Here is a 15,662-nt window from a genome sequence, read left to right on the forward strand (position 1 = left end):
TGCCTGATCAGCTCTTGTCCGCTGTCTTGGCCTTGGCCTGTACTTCCGGCTTCGCATCCATCGCCACCGAACTCGGCGCCAGCAGCGAGCCGGGACGCACGCGCTGCAGGCCGTTGACGACGATGCGCTCATTGGCCTTCAGGCCGCTGCTGACGATGCGCAGCCCGCCGGCGGGCGCGCCCAGGGTCACCTCGCGGTACTCGGCCTTGTTGTCGGCGCCGACCACCATCACGAAGCGCTTGCTCTGGTCGGTGCCGACCGCGCGCTCATTGATCAAGAGGGCCTGCTGCTTGCCGGACTGTCCCAGGCGCACGCGGGCGAACTGGCCGGGCATCAGGCTGCCGTCCTTGTTGTCGAAGACCGCGCGCACCCGCACCGTGCCGCTCTTGGCATTGATCTGGTTGTCGATCAGCTGCAAACGGCCTTCCAGCGGCGTGCCGTCCTGGCCCAGCGTGCCCATCTGCACCGGGATGCGCTCGAGCTTGTTGCGCTCGGCGAGCGCCTTGGCGATCACGCGCTCGTCGGCGTCGAAGCTGGCATAGATCGGGCTGACCGACATCAAGGTGGTCAGCAGCGGCGCGCCGGGGCCGGCGGCCACCTGGTTGCCGACCGTGATCTCGAGCCGGCCGACCCGGCCCGACACCGGCGCGCGCACCTGGGTGTAAGAGAGATTCAGCTTGGCGGACTGCAGGCCGGCCTGGGCGGCGCGCAGATTGGCCTCGGCCTCGCGCAGCACCGAGCTGCGCTCATCGAACTCGCGCTGCGCGATCGCCTGCTCGGCCAGCAAGCGCTTGGCGCGGGCCAGCTCGGTCTGCGCGTTCAGCGCCCGGGCCTGCGCGGCGGCCACCTGGGCCTCGGCGCGCTCGGCCTCGGCCGCATAGGGGGCCGGATCGATGGTGATCAGCAGATCGCCCTTGCCGACCAGCGCCCCCTCGCGGAAATGCACGGCCTGCACGGTGCCGGGCACGCGCGGGCGCAGTTCGACGCGCTCGATCGCTTCGAGCCGGCCCGAGAACTCGTCCCAGGTGGCCACTTCGCTGGACTGAACGGCGGCCACCGAGACCGGGGTGGCCGGCGGCGCGGCCGGCGGGCTTTCGGCCTCAGCGGCCTGGTTGAGGCCGAAGAAGGCCGCGCTGACGGCGGCGATCGCGGTCAGCGCGGTGAAGGTGGAGCCGGCCAGCCACAGGCGGCGGCCACGAGACGGGGTGTGGTTCTGAGACATGGGATGAACTCCTGGCGGATGTTTTTGAGAAGCAATGCAGCGGCCTCACCCAGACCTCGGCGGGTCTGCGCGAAAACGACGAAACGGGAGCAAAAAGAGGGGGCTGGGCGACTAGGCTGAGACCCGGGGGCTCAGCCGGCTGCGGCCCTGGACCTCGTCAACAGCGGCGACAGGCGGGGCGGTGAAAGCATGTCATGATGTGCGCTAAGTCCATATTCATAATGACCATTACGATTTATGGACTGCAATGTAGTCGCCTTGTTTTATGGCGTCAAGAGTTTTATTATCGATCACTATGGAAATCAACGACGCCAAGGTTTGCAAGCCACGCGGCCGGCCCCTGTCCTTCGATCGGGACAAGGCGCTGGAGCAAGCCATGCATGTGTTCTGGCAGCGTGGCTATGAGGCGGCCTCGATTGCCGAGCTGACCGCCGCGATGGGCATCACCGCGCCCAGCCTCTACACCGCCTTCGGCGACAAGGAGCGCCTGTTCCTGGAGGCCATCGAGCGCTATGCGCTGGGCCCGGCCGGCGGCTATCCGCGCGCGCTGGAAGAGGAACCGACCGCCCATGGCGCGATCAAGCGCCTGCTGGAGGAAGCCGCTGAGGAGCTGACCCGGCCCTGCCACCCGCGCGGCTGCATGGTCGTGATGGCCGCGACCAACTGCTCCGAGGCCTCGGCCCATATCCAGGCGGCGCTGGCCAAGCGCCGCGCCGCTGCCGACAGCGGCCTGCGCTGCCGCATCGAGCAGGGCATACGCGACGGCGAGCTGCCGGCCGACACCGACGCCGCCGCGCTGGCCAGCTTCTACAGCACGGTCTACCAGGGCATGTCCATCCAGGCCAAGGACGGCGCCAGCCATGAAAGCCTGCTGGCCACCGCCGCCGCCGCGATGCGCGCCTGGCCCAGCGCCGGGCCGGCAACAAAAGAAACAGCCTGAGCCGGGCCCGGAAACGCCGCTGAAGCCAGCGGCTCGCAGACTGCCTTCCAACGCGCCGATGCCGGCGCCGCGAAGGACAGACCATGCAACACCCCGCCCGACACCGCTGGCTTGCCACCATCCCGGCCCTGGCCGCCCTGGCTGCTGCGGCCTTCTTCTCCGCCTGGGCCGGCGCGCCGGCGCGCGATGAGCCGCAGCTGATCACGCAGATCGCCGAGTTCCCGCTGCGCCTGGACCGGCCCGGCCGCTACCGCCTGAGCGCCACCATCGACGTGCCGGCCGGCCGCAGCGGCATCGTGATCAGCGCCCCCGGCGTCGAGCTCGACCTGGGCGGCTTCAGCCTGCGCGGCCCGGTGCTGTGCAGCGTCGAGGTCGACGGCACCGAATGCGACACCGCGCCGCGCGCGGACCTGGCCGGCCTGCAGATCAGCGCGGCCGATGTGCGCGTGCACAACGGCCATGTGCGCGGCTTTGCCGGCACCGGCCTGCGCCTGGACGCGCGCGCCAGCGTCGACGATGTGCTGCTGAGCGACAACGCCGGCCCGGGCCTGCACGCCAACACCTCGGCCTCGCAGCCGGTGCGGCTGCGCCGCGTCCAGGCCCTGCGCAACGGCGGCGACGGTTTCTGGGTGCAGAACGGGCAGCTGGAACAATCCGGCGCGCGCGCCAACAAGGGCCAGGACTACGCGCTGGGCGCACTGGCGCGGCAGCTGTGAACCGCCCAGACGTCCGGCAACAGGCCCGGCAGCAGGCCCTGCCGGCCGATCTGCGCGGCATCGGCGCGGTCGCCTGCACCCTGCTGCTGCTGGCCGGCGCCGCCCTGCCCGGCTGGCGCTGGCTGCAAGGCCTCGCGCCGACACCCTGGCAGCTGGCGATCTGCGCGCTGCCACCGACCCTGGGCCTGGCGGCGATGGCGGCGGCGACATCGCCGCGCCGGACTCTTGTACATCTGTTCGCCTGCCTGCTGATGCTGCCCCTGCTGCTGCTGATGTGGGGCAGCAACCTGCCGGGCGCCAGCGCCGCAGCGCTGCTGCCCGGTCCCCGGCTGGCCGAAACGCGGCTGTTTGACGGCGCCCAGACCGAGCAGGAGATCGCGACCGGCGGGCCGAACCCGGTCGGCCTGGCGCGCATGCGCGGTGCCCACTTCGCCGACGGCAGCGAGCTGCGCCTGCTGCGCTTCGAGAGCGCCGAGGCGGCCGAGCGCTATCTGGACTTCATCGCCGCAGCGCTGCAGGGCCGTCGCGAGCGGCTGGGCGAGCGGCCGGTGCTGCGCCTGCACCAGCAGGTCTGGATGGAGCGCCACGGCGCCGATCTGCTGGAGCTGCGCGCCGCCTCCGCCGAGCAGGCGCTGGCCCGCTTGCAAGCCCAGGGCCTGCCGGCGCCGTCGACACCCGAGGCCGCCCCCGCCGACGGGCCGAGCTACTGGCCGTTCGCGCTGGTCTATGCCGGCGCACAACTGCTGTGCCTGCTGGCCTTTGTGCGCTGGGTCGGCCGGCGCGCCTAGCTCTTGAACAAGGCGGCGTCAGCCGCCTCGCGCAGATGGCGGTAGACGGTGGTGCGCGAGATGCCCAGCTGGCGCGAGGTGCGGCTGACGCTGCGGCCGCAGCGCTCGTACTCGCGCAGCACCAGCTCGGTTCCATGGCGCTGCAGCGCCGAGCCGGCCAGGCCGGCGACCGCCGGCAGCTGGGCGGCCACATCATCCGGCGTCAGGACCTGCCCCTGGCGATGCAGCAGCGCCCGCGTCAGCACCGCGCGCAGCTCGCGGAAATTACCCGGCCAGCCATGGCGCTGCAGGCGCGCTATGGCGGCCTCGCTGATCTGCGCCCGCGTGTCCAGCCCGGCCAGCACGCCGCGCACCGCCAGCGCGAAGTCGCTGCGGCAGCGCAGCGGCGGCAGCGCGATCTTGATGGTGTTGAGCCGGTACAGCAGGTCGTCGCGAAAGCGCCGCGCGGCCACCTCGGCCTCCAGGTCCACATGGCTGGCCGCCAGCAGCTGCACATCGACCTTGCGGGCCGCAATGCCGCCGACCGGGCGCAGCAGCTGGTCGTCGAGAAAACGCAAGAGCACGGCCTGCAGCGGCAGCGGCAGCTCGCCGACTTCGTCGAGCAGCAGGCTGCCGCCGTCGGCGCTGGCGATCAGGCCGGCATTGCCCTCGCGGCGTGCGCCGGTGAAGGCGCCGCCGACATAGCCGAACAGCTCGGCCTCGAACAGCTCGGCCGGCAGCGCGCCGCAATTGACCGCGACAAACTCGCCGCGCCGCCCGCTCAGCTCATGAGCGCGCCGCGCCAGCAGCTCCTTGCCGGTGCCGGTCTCGCCCTGGATCAGGATAGGCGCGCGCATGGCCACGGCGGCACGCAGCACGCGGCAGGCCTCGGCCACCGCCGCATCCTCGGCCAGCATGCCGGGCAGCGACGGCAACGCCGGTGCTGCTGCCGCCGCCGCTGCAGGCATGGGCCGGGGCGGCGGCGGCGGGCGGGCGATCACGCGCGCCACCAGCGAGCTGCCCAGCGCATCGCGCAGCTGCAGCTCGGGCTGGCGGTGCAGGCGCGCCAGCATCAGATCGAAGGGTTCGCCGAACAGCTCCTCGAACGAGACGCCACGGCGCGCCTCCAGCCCCGACAGCAGGACCGCGCCGCGCTGGTTCAGCGCCAGCAGCCGGCCGCGCTCGTCGAAGGCCAGCAGGCCGGCGCTGAGCGTGGCCAGGAACTCGGCGCGCGGATGCAAGGCCAGTATCAGATGGCTGCGCATCTGCTGCAGCAGCAGGCTGTTCTCGATCTGGGTGGCGGCCATCTTGACCAGCACCTGGGTGTGCTGCTGGCGCGAGGCGTAGTAGGACGAGGCATCGAGCACGCCGACGATCTCGCCCAGCGCATCGCGCACCGGCGCGGCGCTGCAGGAGATGTCGCCGAGCTTCAGGAAGTAGTGCTCCGGCCCGGTCACCGCGACCGGCGCACCGGTGGCCAGGGCCGTGCCCAGGCCGTTGGTGCCACAGAGCTGCTCGCTCCAGCAGCTGCCGGCCAGGATGCCGGCATCGGCATCGCTCATCGCGAAACGGTTGTCGGCATAGAGATCGAGGATGACGCCGTCCCGGTCGGCAAAGGCCAGCAGGAAGTTGGAGCCGGCGATCTGCTGCGACAGGGTCTCCAGCTCGGCCTGGGCCAGGCGCCGCACCAGCGCGGCATGCTCGCGCCGGCGCGCCAGCTCCATGCCCTCGACCACCTGGCGCTGCGGCGCGCCATCGATCGCCAGGCCGGCGCGCGCGCAGCGGGCCCAGCTGTCGAGGATGGTGGCCGGCGGCATGCCTTCCGGCGGCATCCAAGCCATGCCCCGCGAGCGCAAGGCCCGCGCGTGCGCCAACGTACGCTCGCTGTCTGCCATCGTCTGTCTCCTGGCTGACCGATCAGTGTCGGTTCTGGCTGGCGACGGTAGCAGGTCCGCCGGCGCAGCGGCAATTGCACAGAATCTGTACGGGTGTCAGGGCCACTGTGCCAAGACTGCACAGCTCGCCGGCGCTACGCCCTGGGAAGCCGGCCTGGTACGCGCTTTGCGGTGACCGAAGCGCCGTGCCCCGAGTGCGGCATCGACACCACAACAAACCGGAGACGACAACCATGCCCATCCAACAAGCGGCGCTCGCGGCCCTGGCGCTGATCGCCTCGGCGGCCCTGGCCCAGCCGAACATCGACAAGCTCAAGCAGTTCAAGGTGGCCACCACCGACCTCAACATCCCCACCGTGCCGCAGACCGGCCGCAATGCCGATGCGATCCGCGAGAACCTCAAGCGCATCAAGCTGCCGCCGGGTTTCAAGATCGAACTCTATGCGGTGGTGCCCGACGCCCGCCATATGGCGGTGGCGCCCAGCACCAATATGCTGTTCGTCGGCACCCGCAAGACCTCGGTCTGGGCCGTCACCGACCGCAACAGCGACGGCGTCGCCGACGAGGTCAAGTCCTTTGCCCCGTCGCTGAAGTTCACGAACCCGAACGGTGTCTGCTGGACCAAGGACGGCTTCCTGATCGTCGCCGAGCACAACCGCGTGCTGAACTTCCCGGCCGCCGAGTTCTTCTACGAGGGCCCGGATGTCGCGGTGATCGAGGTGGTCGGCCAAGGCAAGCTGATCCCGCCCGAGGAGGAGAGCTTCAACCATGGTGCCCGGGTCTGCAAGATCGGGCCGGACGGGATGCTCTATGTCTCGCTGGGCCAGCCCTTCAACGTGCCGCCGCGCGACAAGCTCAAGCTCTACAACGAGGTGGGCATCGGTGGCATGGTGCGCATGAACGCCTTTGACGGCAGCAAGCGCGAGGTCTATGCCACCGGCATCCGCAACTCGGTCGGCCATGATTTCAATCCCAAGGACGGCACACTCTGGTTCACCGACAACCAGACCGACGGCATGGGCGACGACATCCCGGCCGGCGAGATCAACCGCATCAGCAAGGCCGGCCAGTTCTTCGGCTACCCCTGGCGCCAGGGCAAGACCCGGATCACCGAACATGGCTATGACAAGGACCCGCTGCCGGCCAATATCACCGACCCGCAGGTCTACACCATCGCCCATGCGGCCGATCTGGGCATGAGCTTCTACACCGGCAAGCAGTTCCCGGCCAAGTACCAGGGCGGCTTCTTCTCGGCCCAGCATGGCTCGTGGAACCGGACCAAGCCGGTCGGCGCGCTGGTGCTGTTCACCGCGCTGAAGGCCGACGGCACGGCCGACAAGACCGAGGTCTTCGCCGAGGGCTGGCTGGACGAGAACGGCCTGTACCGCGGCCGGCCGGTCGATGTCGCGGTGATGAAGGACGGCTCGCTGCTGATCAGCGACGACTTCGCCGGTGCGCTCTACCGCGTCAGTTATTCTGCGCCCTGAGCTCTCGTGAACCGGGCCCACCTCGCGGTGGGCCCTCTACTTCCAAAGCCATGCGTTCACTCCTCTTCATCGCCTTGCTGGCCGCGCTGCCGGCCGGGGCCCAGGACATCGCGGCCGGCCGGGCCAAGGCGCAGGCCTGCGCGGTCTGCCATGGGCCGCTGGGCCTGTCCAGCCAGCCCGACGCCCCGCATCTGGCCGGCCAGAGCGCCATCTATCTGAGCGGCCAGCTGAAGGCCTACCGCAGCGGCGCGCGCCCGCATGAGGTGATGGCCGTGATGGCCAAGCCGCTCAGCGATACCGACATCGCCAATCTGGCCGCCTGGTACGCCGCCATCCGCATCGAAGCCCATGCGCCGAACTGAGATCGCCGCAGCCTGGCTGCTGCTGAGTGCCGGCGCGCAGGCCCAGACCCACACGCTGGAGCGTGTCGTGCTGGACAGCGGCGGCGTCGAGCAGCGCCTGTTCGACACGCCCTTCGCGGTCAGCGTCGTCGACGCCGAGCAGCTGCGCAATGCCGGCGCGATGGTCAATCTCAGCGAGGCGCTGCAGCGCGTGCCCGGCCTGGTCGCGAACCAGCGCCACAACTATGCCCAGGACCTGCAGCTGAGCTCGCGCGGCTTCGGTGCCCGCGCCACGTTCGGCGTGCGCGGCCTGCGGCTCTACAGCGACGGCATTCCCGCCAGCGGCCCGGACGGCCAGGGTCAGGTCTCGCACTTCGACCTGGCCGGGGCGCAGCGCGTCGAGGTGGTGCGCGGGCCGTTCTCGGCCCTCTATGGCAACAGCTCGGGCGGGGCCATCCTGCTGCACAGCGCCGCGCCGACCGAGCGCCGCCTGCTGCTGGACAGCGATATCGCCAGCAACGGCCTGCGCCAATGGCGCTTGGGTGTGGAGCTGCCGGCCAGCGAGGCGCGGCCCTTCAGCGTGCGCGCCCAGCTCTCCAGCTTCGAGACCGACGGCTTCCGGCGCCAGAGCGCCAGCCGCCGCGATCTGGCCAATCTGCGCCTGGCCTGGGACGGGGCCCAGGACCGCGTCGTGCTGATCTTCAACGCGATCGACCAGCCGGCCCAGGATCCGCTGGGCCTGAACCGGGCCCAGCTGACGGCCGACCCGCAGCAGACCATAGGCCTGGCCCTGCCGCAGGACGAGGCCGGCGAGCCGGACCGCTACAACACCCGCAAGAGCACCCGCCAGCAGCAGCTCGGCGCCAGCTGGCGGCACCGCTTCGTCGATGCCGGCGCGCTGCAGCAGCTGCTGCTCAGCGCCCATATCGGGCGCCGCGAGGTGAGGCAATGGCAGTCGATACCGGTCGCCACCCAGCTGGCCAGCGAGCGTCAGCCCGGCGGCGTGATTGCTTTCGAGCGCGACTACTACGGCATCGACGGCCGCCTGGTCTGGCAATGGAGTCTGGCCGACGAGCGCCGGGCCCGCCTGGTGCTGGGCGCCAATCTGGACGACAGCGACGAGGACCGGCGCGGCTACGAGAACTTCAGCGCCGGCCCGGCCGAGACCCGGCTGCTGGGCGTGACCGGCCGGCTGCGGCGCAATGAGCGCAACCGCCTGGGCGGCCGCGATCTCTATGCCCAGGCCGATATCGAGCTGAGCGCGCGCTGGCAGGCCAGCCTCGGCCTGCGCCGCGGCGAGACCGAGTTCAAGGCCCGCGACCGTTACATCGTCGGGGCCAACCCGGACGACTCGGGCCGCCAGAGCTACCGCTACACCAACCCCTTCGCCGCGCTGCAGTGGCGCGCGCTGCCCACGCTCAACACCTATCTGAGCCTGGGCCGCGGCTTCGAGTCGCCGACCCAGGGCGAGCTGGCCTACCGCAACGACGGCCAGGCCGGCTTCAACAGCGGCCTGCGGGCTCAGACCAGCCGCCAGCTGGAGCTGGGCGCCAAATGGCGGCCGGCGCCCGAGCTGGCCCTGGATGCGGCGCTGTTCCAGGCCAATAGCCGCGACGAGATCGGCGTGGCCAGCAATAGCGGCGGCCGCGCCAGCTTCCGCAATGTCGGCCGCACGCGCCGCGAGGGCGCCGAGCTGGACCTGCGCTGGCAGATCGCACGCGGCTGGCGCAGCCAGTTCGCGCTGAGCTGGCTGGACGCCCGCTACCGCGACGGCTTCACGATCTGCGCCGCCGCGCCCTGCACCAATCCAACCCTGCTCGTCGCGCCGGGCCGGCGCATCGCCGGCACGATCTCGCGCAGCGCCTATGCCGAGCTGGCCTGGGACGCAACGCCCGCCACCCAGCTGGCGCTGGAAGGCCGCGCCCAGGGCCGCCAGCAGGTCAATGACATCAACAGCGATGCGGCGGCCGGCTACGGCCTCTTGAACCTGCGCGCGCGCTGGCAGACCAGGCTGGGCCCGGGCCGGCTGGAGCTGCTGGGCCGCATCGAGAACCTGGCCGACCGTGACTATGTCGGCAGCGTCATCGTCAACGAGGGGAACGGCCGCTTCTTCGAGCCGGCGCCGGGGCGGACCTGGCTGCTGTCGGCGCGCTGGTCGCAGAATTGGTGAGGGCCGCCTCACGCAGGCAGGCCATCAGCTGCTCGCTGGCCGGCGTGCGCAGCCGGCCGCGCATCGTGATGAGGCCCACCGGCGGCAGCTCGATGCCGACCGCGATCTTCAGCACCTTGACCAGCCCCTGACGCTCGAAATGCAGGGCCACCGAGCGGGCCCAGAAGCCGAGCGCGCGGCGCTGCTGCATGAAGTTCAGGGTGACCAGGAAGGAGGCGGATTCGACGATGTCGGCCGGCGGGTTCAGCCCGTTCTTGTAGAACTGCTGGTTCAGCTTGATGCGCGACGAGGCCCAGGGCGGCGGCATCACCCAGGGCTCGCCAACCAGGTCCGCCCAGCGGGGTCGGGTCTTGCCTGCCAGCCCATGGCCGGCCGGCGCGACGATGCACATCGGCTCCTCGTACAAGGCCTCCATCTCCAGGTCCGGCGCCGCATAGCCGGGCTCGAGCCGGCCGACGAAGAGATCCAGCTCGCCAACCCGCAGACGCGGCAGCAAGCGGGTCAGGTCGCCCTCCTCGATCGCCACCGTGGTCTGGGCCGAGCGCGCCTTCAGCAGCGCCACCGCACGCGCCAGCAGCACCGGCGTGGCCACCACCATCGCACCGACGCTGGTGCGCCCGGCCGCGCCGCTGGCCACCGCAGCGATCTCGTCGCGGGTGCGCTCATAGTCCGACAGCACCGAGCGCGCGAAGCGCACCACGGCCAGGCCGTAGGCGGTGGGCTCGGTGCCACGGGTCGAGCGGACGAACAGGTCCAGCTCGAACAGGCGCTCGATCTCGGCCAGGGTCTTGGAGACGGCCGGCTGGGTCAGCGCGAGGAACTCCGCAGCCCGGCCCAGATGGCGGAACTGGTCCAGCGCCACCAGCAGCTGCAGATGGCGCAGCTTCAGGTTGGAGCGCATCACGCGGTCGATCTTGCTCATGGCTGTTTTCCGCTACATGCCGAATTCGGCAAGAAGACAGTCCTATTCCTCATTGGATCGCCATGATAAGAGCACCAACAATGGGCCGAAGCCAGATCACAAACCCAGCAGGAGACAAGCACCATGACGATCAAAGGATCCAGCCGCCGCCAGTTCGTTCTCGGCACCGCCGCCGCCCTGGCCCTGCCCTTCGGCCGCGCGCTGGCCAGCAGCTATCCCGAGCGACCGATCACCTTCGTCTGCCCCTGGCCCGCCGGTGGCACCGCCGACGCAACGATGCGCGCGCTCTGCGCCGTGGCCGCCAAGACCCTGGGCCAGACCATCGTCGTCGACAACAAGGCCGGCGCCTCCGGCATGCTGGGTCTGCGCAGCATGGCCTCGGCCAAGGCCGATGGCTACACCATCGGCCAGATCCCGATCTCGGTGGCCCGCTTCTCGCAGCTGGGCAGCGTGCCGCTGGATCCGCTGAAGGACCTGAGCTATATCGCCCGCGTCTCGGGCCAGACCTTCGGCATCGTCTGCCAGGCCTCGGCGCCGTGGAAGGACATCAAGGAGCTGGTGGCCTATGCCAAGGCCAATCCGGGCAAGCTCACCTATGCCAGCGCCGGTGTCGCCGGCGCCACCCATGTGGGCATGGAGGAGTTCGCACAGGCCGCCGGCATCGAGATGCTGCACATCCCCTACAAGGGCGGCGCGCCGGCGCTGCAGGGCGTGCTGGCCGGCGAGGTGAACCTCTTGATCGACTCGACCTCCTGGGCGCCCCATGTCCAGGCGGGCAAGCTGCGCCTGCTGGGCACCTTGGGCGCCAAGCGTACCAACGACTTCAAGGAAGTGCCCACGATCAGCGAGCAGGGCTATCCGGTCGTCGTCGATGCGCCCAATGGCATCGGCGGCCCGAAAGGCCTGGACCCGGCCATCCTGGCCAGGCTGCGCGCCGCCTTCAAGCAGGCGGCCGCCAGCCCCGAGTTCGCCGCAGCCTGCGACAAGATCGACGCGCCGCTGATGTATCTGGACGGCCCGGACTATGAGAAATACGTGGCCCAGACCGTGGTCAAGGAAAAGGTCTTGATCGAGCGGCTGAAGCTGCGCGAGCTGCTGGCCAAGGGCTGAACACCATGAACGATGCGCCGCTGATACGCCTGCACGCGCGGGACAATGTGCTGATCGCGCGCCGCGCCATCGCGCTGGGCGAGGCGCTGCCGGGTCTGGCCGCCCGGGCCCGTGCCCAGGTGCCGGCCGGCCACAAGATCGCCGCCCGGGCCATCGCCGAGGGCGAGGCCGTGCTGAAGTACGACACGGTGATCGGCTTCGCTGCACGCGCGGTCGAGGCCGGCGAGTACCTGCACACCCACAACATCCGCCACGAGGAGCGGCACGAGGGCTATGCCTACGAGTTCGGCACCGATCTGAAGCCGGTGGCCCTGCTGCCGCAGGACCAGCGTGCCAAGTTCATGGGCATCGTCCGCGCCGACGGCCGGGTCGCGACGCGCAACTACATCGGCCTGATCGCCTCGGTGAACTGCTCGTCCACCGTGATCCACAAGGTCGCCCAGTGGTTCACGCCGGAGCGGCTGGCGGCCTATCCGAATGTCGACGGCGTGGTCGCCTTCGCACAGACCAGCGGCTGCGGCATGTCCTCGCCCAGCGAGCATTTCGATGTGCTGCGCCGCACCTTGGCCGGCTATGCGCGCCACCCGAATCTGGGTGGCGTGATCGTCGTCGGCCTGGGCTGCGAGCGCAACCAGGTGCCGGAGCTGATGGCCTCGCAAGGCCTGGACGAAGGCCTGCAGCTGAAGAGCTTCGTGATGCAGCAGACCGGCGGCACGCGGGCCACCATCGCGGCCGGCATTGCGGCGGTCGAGGCCATGCTGCCGGCGGCCAACGACATCCGGCGCGAGCCGGTGCCGGCCAGCCATCTGAAGATTGGCCTGGAATGCGGCGGCTCGGACGGCTTCTCGGGCATCAGCGCCAATCCGGCGCTGGGCGCGGCGATGGACATCCTGGTGGCCCATGGCGGCACGGCCATCCTGTCGGAGACGCCGGAGATCCACGGTGTCGAGCATCTGCTGACACGCCGTGCGGTCAGCGAGGCCGTCGGCCGCAAGCTGCTGGACCGGCTGGACTGGTGGAAGCGCTACACGGCCGGCCACAACGGCCAGTTCAATGGCGTGGTCGGCCCGGGCAACCAGGCCGGCGGCCTGGCCAATATCGTCGAAAAATCGCTGGGCTCGGCGATGAAGGCCGGGACGACGCCGCTGCGCGCGGTCTACGAATACGCCGAGACCATCACCGAGCGCGGCTTCGTCTTCATGGACTCACCCGGCTACGACCCGGTGGCCACCACCGGCCAGATCGCCAGCGGCGCCAACGTCATCTGCTTCACCACCGGCCGCGGCTCGATGTTCGGCTCCAAGCCGGCGCCGACGATCAAGCTGGCCTCGAACACGCCGATGTTCGAGCGTCTCGGCGAAGACATGGACATCAACTGCGGCCAGGTGATCGACGGCCGGCTGAGCATCGAGCAGATGGGGCAGGCCATTTTTGAACACATCCTGCGCACGGCCTCCGGTGAAGCCACCTGCAGCGAGAAACTGGGCCTCGGCGACCATGAGTTCGTCCCCTGGCATCTGGGCATTGTGAGTTGAGACCCCATCGATGAGTCATGACCTGACCCTGCGCAATAGCGAGCTGCTGCGCTCCTGCAACTTCATCGCCGGCACCTGGTGCGCGGCGGCCTCCGCAGCGCGGCTGCCCGTTGTCAATCCGGCCGATCAAAGCCTGATCGCCGAGGTGCCGGACAGCGCCGCCGCCGACGCGCAAGCCGCCGCCGACGCCGCGCACGCGGCCTTCCCGGTCTGGCGTGCCACGCCGGCCAAGGCGCGCGCGCAGATCCTGAAGCGCTGGCTGGCGCTGATCCTGGAACACCAGGACGATCTGGGCCGGCTGATCTCGCGTGAACAGGGCAAGCCTTTCGCCGAGGGCAGGGGTGAGGTGCTGTATGCGGCCAGCTATGTCGAATGGTTTGCCGAGGAGGCCGTGCGCATCTGCGGCGATGTGATCGCCGCGCCGGTGGCGGGCCGGCAGATGCTGGCCATCAAGGAGCCGGTCGGCGTGGTCGCGGTGATCACACCCTGGAACTTCCCGGCCGCGATGATCGCCCGCAAGATCGCGCCGGCGCTGGCGGCCGGCTGCACCGTCGTCGCCAAGCCGGCCGAGGACACGCCGCTGACCGCGCTGGCGCTGGCGCGCCTGGCCGAGCTGGCCGGGCTGCCGGCGGGTGTCTTGAACATCGTCTGCGCCTCGCGCGCGCAGACGCCGGTGGTGGTGGACGCGTGGCTCAAGGACGGGCGCGTGCGCAAGATCAGCTTCACCGGCTCGACGCCGGTGGGCAAGCATCTGGCGCGCGAGTCGGCCGCTACCCTGAAGAAGCTGTCGCTGGAGCTGGGCGGCAACGCGCCCTTCATCGTCTTCGACGATGCCGATCTGGACGCCGCCGTCACGGGGCTGATGGCTGCGAAGTTCCGAAACGGCGGCCAGACCTGCGTCTGTCCGAACCGGGTCTATGTGCAGGACGGGGTGTTCGAGGCTTTTGCCGACAAGCTGNTACCCTGAAGAAGCTGTCGCTGGAGCTGGGCGGCAACGCGCCCTTCATCGTCTTCGACGATGCCGATCTGGACGCCGCCGTCACGGGGCTGATGGCTGCGAAGTTCCGAAACGGCGGCCAGACCTGCGTCTGTCCGAACCGGGTCTATGTGCAGGACGGGGTGTTCGAGGCTTTTGCCGACAAGCTGGTGGCTCGGGTCAGCGCGCTCAAGGTCGGCCCGGCCAGCGAGGCCGATGCGCAGATCGGCCCGATGATCAATGAGCGCGCGGTCGAGAAGATCCTGCTGCATATTGCCGATGCCGTGGCCCAGGGCGCGCGGCTGCTGACCGGCGGCACCCGCGTGCGCGAGGAGCTGGGCCCCAACTATGTGGCGCCCACCGTGCTGGCCGAGCCCTCGGGCGCGGCCCTGGTCTGCGGCGAAGAGACTTTTGGCCCGGTGGCGCCGCTGTTCCGTTTCAGGACCGAGGCGGAAGCGATCGCGCTGGCCAATGACACGCCCTTCGGCCTGGCCGCCTATTTCTATTCGCAGGGCGTACAGCGCATTCACCGTGTCGCGGCGGCGCTGGAAGCGGGTATCGTCGGCATCAACGAGGGTGCGGTGGCGGCGGAGGCTGCCCCCTTCGGCGGTGTCAAGGAATCGGGTTACGGCCGCGAGGGTTCGCGCCACGGCCTGGACGACTATATGCATCTCAAATATCTCTGCCAGGGTGGCCTGGCCTGATCGATCACACCATGAGCAACTCATTCAAGGCCGCGCTGCAGCGCGGCGACGCCCAGATCGGTCTGTGGCTGTCTATGGCCCAGTCCTACAGCGCCGAGATCTGCGCGACGGCCGGTTTTCAATGGCTGCTGATCGACGGCGAGCATGCGCCCAACGATGTGCGCTCGACCCTGGCCGCGCTGCAGGCGGTGGCCGCCTATCCGGCCCATCCGGTGGTGCGGGCGGTGCAGGGCGAGACCGCGCTGATCAAGCAGCTGCTGGACATCGGGGCCCAGACCTTGCTGGTGCCCATGGTGGACACGGCCGAGCAGGCGCAGGCCCTGGTCTCGGCCTGCCGCTATCCGCCGCAGGGCGTGCGCGGTGTCGGCTCGGCGATCGCCCGGGTCTCGCGCTGGAACGCGCGCAAGAACTATCTGGACGAGGCCAATGACGAGGTCTGCCTGCTGGTGCAGGCCGAGACCGTCACGGCGCTGCGCAATCTGCAAGCGATCTGCGCGGTGGACGGTGTCGACGGCGTCTTCATCGGCCCGGCCGATCTGGCCGCCTCGATGGGCCATCGCGGCAAGCCCGGCCACCCGGAGGTGCAGGCGGCGATCGAGCAGGCCATCCGCACGATCACGGCCAGCGGCAAGGCGGCCGGCACCCTGACCAGCGATGTGGCGGCGGCACGGCGCTATCTGGCGCTCGGCGCACGCTTTGTCGCAGTCGGTATCGATGTCAGCCTGCTGGCCCAGGCCAGCCGAGGTCTTGCCGCCGAGTTCGGCCTGGGCGAGGCGCCTCCGGCCCAGCCCAGCTCTGCCGCCTACTGAAACCAATAGCAAGAAAGCGAACGAACCCATGAAGACCTACAAGATCGCGGTGATTCCCGGCGACGGCA

Annotated in this window: 12 protein-coding genes and 1 pseudogene; 10 read left to right on the top strand and 3 right to left on the bottom strand. The window is 70.0% G+C overall.

Going from position 1 to position 15,662, the window contains the following annotated elements; genetic code table 11:
• Nucleotides 1–7: 7 nt before the first annotated feature.
• Nucleotides 8–1,222: an efflux RND transporter periplasmic adaptor subunit gene (locus ABGI63_RS21940; protein ID WP_349744640.1), complete on the bottom strand. Its 1,215-nt coding sequence runs from the start codon at nt 1,220–1,222 to the stop codon at nt 8–10.
• Between the two features lie 295 nt (nt 1,223–1,517).
• Between ABGI63_RS21940 and ABGI63_RS21945 the strand changes: the two genes are divergently transcribed.
• From ABGI63_RS21945 to ABGI63_RS21955, 3 genes are all read left to right on the top strand, one after another.
• Nucleotides 1,518–2,162, top strand: coding sequence for a TetR/AcrR family transcriptional regulator (locus tag ABGI63_RS21945; protein WP_349744641.1), 645 nt, complete (start codon nt 1,518–1,520; stop codon nt 2,160–2,162).
• An 83-nt stretch (nt 2,163–2,245) separates the two neighbouring features.
• Nucleotides 2,246–2,878 carry a hypothetical protein gene (locus tag ABGI63_RS21950; RefSeq protein ID WP_349744642.1) on the top strand — a complete coding sequence of 211 codons (633 nt, stop codon included), beginning with the start codon at nt 2,246–2,248 and terminating at the stop codon, nt 2,876–2,878.
• Nucleotides 2,875–3,666: a hypothetical protein gene (locus ABGI63_RS21955; RefSeq protein WP_349744644.1), complete on the top strand. Its 792-nt coding sequence runs from the start codon at nt 2,875–2,877 to the stop codon at nt 3,664–3,666. The genes ABGI63_RS21950 and ABGI63_RS21955 overlap by 4 nt, the downstream gene beginning before the upstream one ends.
• Here the strand turns inward: ABGI63_RS21955 and ABGI63_RS21960 are convergent.
• Nucleotides 3,663–5,540 carry a sigma-54-dependent Fis family transcriptional regulator gene (locus tag ABGI63_RS21960; RefSeq protein WP_349744645.1) on the bottom strand — a complete coding sequence of 626 codons (1,878 nt, stop codon included), beginning with the start codon at nt 5,538–5,540 and terminating at the stop codon, nt 3,663–3,665. The two genes, ABGI63_RS21955 and ABGI63_RS21960, sit on opposite strands and share 4 nt — an antisense overlap.
• A gap of 233 nt (nt 5,541–5,773) precedes the next feature.
• Between ABGI63_RS21960 and ABGI63_RS21965 the strand changes: the two genes are divergently transcribed.
• Genes ABGI63_RS21965 through ABGI63_RS21975 form a run of 3 tightly spaced genes read left to right on the top strand, consistent with a single transcriptional unit; the run spans nt 5,774 to nt 9,538 of the window.
• Entirely contained in the window at nt 5,774–7,027 is a 1,254-nt protein-coding gene (locus ABGI63_RS21965) for a PQQ-dependent sugar dehydrogenase (RefSeq protein ID WP_349744646.1), read from the top strand.
• A 50-nt stretch (nt 7,028–7,077) separates the two neighbouring features.
• Nucleotides 7,078–7,389, top strand: coding sequence for a c-type cytochrome (locus ABGI63_RS21970; protein WP_349744647.1), 312 nt, complete (start codon nt 7,078–7,080; stop codon nt 7,387–7,389).
• Nucleotides 7,376–9,538: a TonB-dependent receptor family protein gene (locus tag ABGI63_RS21975; protein ID WP_349744648.1), complete on the top strand. Its 2,163-nt coding sequence runs from the start codon at nt 7,376–7,378 to the stop codon at nt 9,536–9,538. Before ABGI63_RS21970 ends, ABGI63_RS21975 begins: the two co-directional genes overlap by 14 nt.
• On the opposite strand, the gene ABGI63_RS21980 is transcribed toward ABGI63_RS21975, so the two are convergent.
• Nucleotides 9,456–10,460 carry a LysR substrate-binding domain-containing protein gene (locus ABGI63_RS21980; protein WP_349744649.1) on the bottom strand — a complete coding sequence of 335 codons (1,005 nt, stop codon included), beginning with the start codon at nt 10,458–10,460 and terminating at the stop codon, nt 9,456–9,458. The two genes, ABGI63_RS21975 and ABGI63_RS21980, sit on opposite strands and share 83 nt — an antisense overlap.
• 123 nt (nt 10,461–10,583) lie before the next feature.
• Between ABGI63_RS21980 and ABGI63_RS21985 the strand changes: the two genes are divergently transcribed.
• From ABGI63_RS21985 to hpaI, 4 genes and pseudogenes are all read left to right on the top strand, one after another.
• Complete coding sequence (locus ABGI63_RS21985; protein ID WP_349744650.1) at nt 10,584–11,570, top strand: Bug family tripartite tricarboxylate transporter substrate binding protein; 987 nt, start codon at nt 10,584–10,586, stop codon at nt 11,568–11,570.
• Nucleotides 11,571–11,575: 5 nt separating this feature from the next.
• Nucleotides 11,576–13,105 (top strand): UxaA family hydrolase, encoded by a 1,530-nt coding sequence (locus ABGI63_RS21990; protein ID WP_349744651.1) that lies wholly within the window; start codon nt 11,576–11,578, stop codon nt 13,103–13,105.
• Nucleotides 13,106–13,115: 10 nt separating this feature from the next.
• Nucleotides 13,116–14,785, top strand: a pseudogene (locus ABGI63_RS25920) (NAD-dependent succinate-semialdehyde dehydrogenase).
• Nucleotides 14,786–14,796: 11 nt separating this feature from the next.
• Nucleotides 14,797–15,594, top strand: coding sequence for a 4-hydroxy-2-oxoheptanedioate aldolase (hpaI, locus tag ABGI63_RS22005; protein WP_349744652.1), 798 nt, complete (start codon nt 14,797–14,799; stop codon nt 15,592–15,594).
• The last annotated feature ends 68 nt before the right edge of the window (nt 15,595–15,662 follow it).

Origin of the sequence: Roseateles cavernae (assembly GCF_040187885.1) — a bacterium.
GTDB lineage: Bacteria > Pseudomonadota > Gammaproteobacteria > Burkholderiales > Burkholderiaceae_C > Roseateles_E > Roseateles_E cavernae.